Raw genomic sequence first — 2,999 nt, forward strand, 5'->3', positions numbered from 1 at the left:
CCTTCGGAGAATTTCTGCGTCATGCCGAGCTGGTCGATGTCCATCATGAACTTTTCGTAGCAGGAGGCCAGCCCGCCCTCGAGCCAGCCGGCCGAGTGCAGCACGAAATTGGTGCCGGCCAGGATGGTCGAGTTCAGCGTGTTGGCGCTTTCATAAGCCGCTTGTGCATCCGGAACCTTGGACGCGCAGAGCGAGCCGCCGGTGCGGAACGGCAGGCCGAGACGGCGCGCCAGCTGTGCGGCGCCATAGGAAACCAGCGACGGCTCCGGCGTGCCGAAGGTCGGCGCCCCCGACTGCATCGAAATCGACGAGGCGAAGGTACCGAACAGCACCGGCGCGCCGGGACGGATGAGCTGCGTGAACGACGCGCCGGCCAGCACTTCGGCCAGAACCTGCGTCAGCGTGCCGGCAACCGTCACCGGGCTCATCGCGCCGGCGAGGATGAACGGCGTGACGATGCAGGCCTGGTTGTGGCGCGCATAGACCTTCAGCGCACCGAGCATGGTCTCGTCGAACACCATCGGCGAGTTGGCGTTGATCAGGCTGGTCAGCACCGTGTTGTTCTCGACGAAATCGTCGCCGAACACGATCTTGGCCATGGCGACGGTGTCCTCGGCGCGTTCCGGCGCGGTCACCGAGCCCATAAACGGCTTATCGGAATATTTGATGTGGCTGTAGATCATGTCGAGGTGGCGCTTGTTGACCGGCACATCGACCGGCTCGCATACCGTGCCGCCCGAATGGTGGATCGACGGCGCCATATAGGCGAGCTTAACGAAATTCTGGAAATCCTCGATCGTCGCGTAGCGCCTGACACCGTCGAGGTCACGCACGAAGGGCGGGCCATAGACCGGCGCGAACACGGTGGCATTGCCACCGATCTGCACCGAACGCTCGGAATTGCGGGCGTGCTGGGTGTAGACGGACGGTGCGGTCTTGAGCAGCGAACGGCACAGCCCCTTCGGGAAATGCACGCGCTCGCCCTTGACGTCGGCGCCGGCCTCTTTCCACAGTTGCAGCGCTTCTGCATCGTCGCGGAAGATGATGCCGATCTCCTCGAGCACCGTGTCGGTGTTCTTCTCGATCAGCGCCAGGCCTTCCTCGTCCAGCACCTCGTAAACGTTGATCTTGCGCTTGATGTAGGTGAGCTGCGTGCCCGGGCCTCCGCCCGAACGCGCGGCCCGCCGGGCAGCAGCCCCGCCGCTGGCGCCGCGCCCACGTCGCGCGTTTGACGCTTCCTGATCGACTGCCGCGTGTTCGCTCATGGTGTTCTTCCCTGAATCTGTTCTTGTCTGGAATCCATAGCGGCTGCTCTCGCCGCTTCTTGCCAGATCGTAGCCATGCACCCTATTCGAAACGGCCCGCCAGCGCCAACGCCTGTCGCAAAATCGACAAGAATTCCAAGAGAGTTACGGTCGCTTTCCTTTTGCGGGAAGTCGCAAATCAGCTATGGATACATGCCCTCAGCGGGTTAGGTATGAACGCGAAGATATGTGCCTTGCGACATGGTCGCGATGCCGGCAGGAGCTCGATACAAATGTCCGACGACGAGATCATCCTTTCCGAACTTTCCGACGACGAGTTGGTGCAGCAGATGCACGACGATCTCTATGACGGGCTGAAGGAAGAGATCGAAGAAGGCACCAACATCCTGCTCGAGCGCGGCTGGGCGCCTTACAAGGTGCTGACCGAGGCGCTGGTCGAAGGCATGCGCATCGTCGGCGAGGATTTTCGCGACGGCATCCTGTTCGTGCCGGAAGTGCTGCTTTCCGCCAATGCGATGAAGGCGGGCATGTTCATCCTGCGCCCGCTGCTCGCCGCCACCGGCGCGCCCAAGCAAGGCAAGATGGTCATCGGCACCGTCAAGGGCGACATCCACGATATCGGCAAGAACCTTGTCGGCATGATGATGGAGGGCGCTGGCTTCGACGTCATCGATCTCGGCATCAACAATGCGGTCGAGAAATATCTCGATGCGATCGAACAGCACCAGCCCGACATCATCGGCATGTCCGCACTGCTGACCACGACCATGCCCTATATGAAGGTCGTCATCGACACGATGAAGGAAAAGGGCATCCGCGACGATTATGTCGTGCTGGTCGGCGGCGCACCGCTGAACGAGGAATTCGGCAAGGCCGTCGGCGCCGATGCCTATTGCCGCGACGCGGCGGTGGCGGTCGAGACCGCCAAGGACTTCATGAAGCGCAAGCACAATGTGCGCGCTTCGGCCTGATTGGCCAATTCGGCCTGGACGACAGGAGAAGCCGCGCCCTTGCAGCGCGGCTTTTTTGTTACCAGATGATGAGGTGGCCGCGTGCGGATCAGGGCTTGGTGACGGTGTCCTCGACCGCCTTGGCCGTCGATTTGACATCCCTGCCGACGCCACGGACGGTGTTCGCGCAGGCCGCAAGGGCCAAGGCGCAGGCCAGGATGGCAATCGGCGTGATGCGCAGCAGTTTCATGGACGGTGTCTCCCTCAACAGATAAATTAGCGCCACAACAACGAAGGCCGCTCGACTGGTTCCATGGCCAAGACGCAAAAAACGAAACCGAATCAAGACGACAGGCTGCTCGTCATCGCCTGCGGGATGATTGCGCGCGAAGTTCTGGCCGTCAAGGAACAGCTCGGGCTGGATCACCTCGACCTGACCTGCCTGCCGGCGGAATTCCATTTCTACCCGGACCGCATCGCACCGGCCATGGACAAGGCGATCGAAAAAGCCAAGACGGAAGGCTACAGCAACATCTTCGTCGGCTATGCCGATTGCGGCACCGGCGGTCTGCTCGACCGCATCTGCGAGAAGCATGGCGTCGAGCGCATGGCCGGCCCGCATTGCTTCGCCTTCTACCAGGGCATGGAGGCCTATGCGAAAGTCGCAGACGACGACATGATGTCGTTCTACATGACCGACTTCCTCTGCCGGCAGTTCGACGCTTTCTTCATGAAACCGCTCGGCCTCGACAAGCACCCGGAGTTGATCAAGGACTATTTCGGC

At 61.5% G+C, this 2,999-nt stretch carries 4 protein-coding genes; 2 read left to right on the forward strand and 2 right to left on the reverse strand.

Going from position 1 to position 2,999, the window contains the following annotated elements:
- On the reverse strand, positions 1 to 1,265 hold a 1,265-nt coding region (locus tag EN879_RS30285), incomplete at its 3' end, for a trimethylamine methyltransferase family protein (protein WP_127274459.1).
- Positions 1,266 to 1,537: 272 nt separating this feature from the next.
- Here EN879_RS30285 and EN879_RS30290 point away from each other — a divergent pair.
- Positions 1,538 to 2,236, forward strand: coding sequence for a cobalamin-binding protein (locus tag EN879_RS30290; protein ID WP_013531175.1), 699 nt, complete (start codon positions 1,538 to 1,540; stop codon positions 2,234 to 2,236).
- An 88-nt stretch (positions 2,237 to 2,324) separates the two neighbouring features.
- Here EN879_RS30290 and EN879_RS40760 read toward each other — a convergent pair whose 3' ends face one another.
- Positions 2,325 to 2,543, reverse strand: a complete 219-nt coding sequence (locus tag EN879_RS40760) for a hypothetical protein (protein ID WP_318011966.1) — start codon at positions 2,541 to 2,543, stop codon at positions 2,325 to 2,327.
- On the opposite strand from EN879_RS40760, the gene EN879_RS30300 reads away from it, so the two are divergent.
- A partial coding sequence (locus EN879_RS30300; RefSeq protein ID WP_127274460.1) for a DUF1638 domain-containing protein occupies positions 2,529 to 2,999 on the forward strand: 471 nt, incomplete at its 3' end. The two genes, EN879_RS40760 and EN879_RS30300, sit on opposite strands and share 15 nt — an antisense overlap.

The organism is Mesorhizobium sp. M7A.F.Ca.AU.002.02.1.1 (assembly GCF_003998535.1).
GTDB lineage: Bacteria > Pseudomonadota > Alphaproteobacteria > Rhizobiales > Rhizobiaceae > Mesorhizobium > Mesorhizobium ciceri.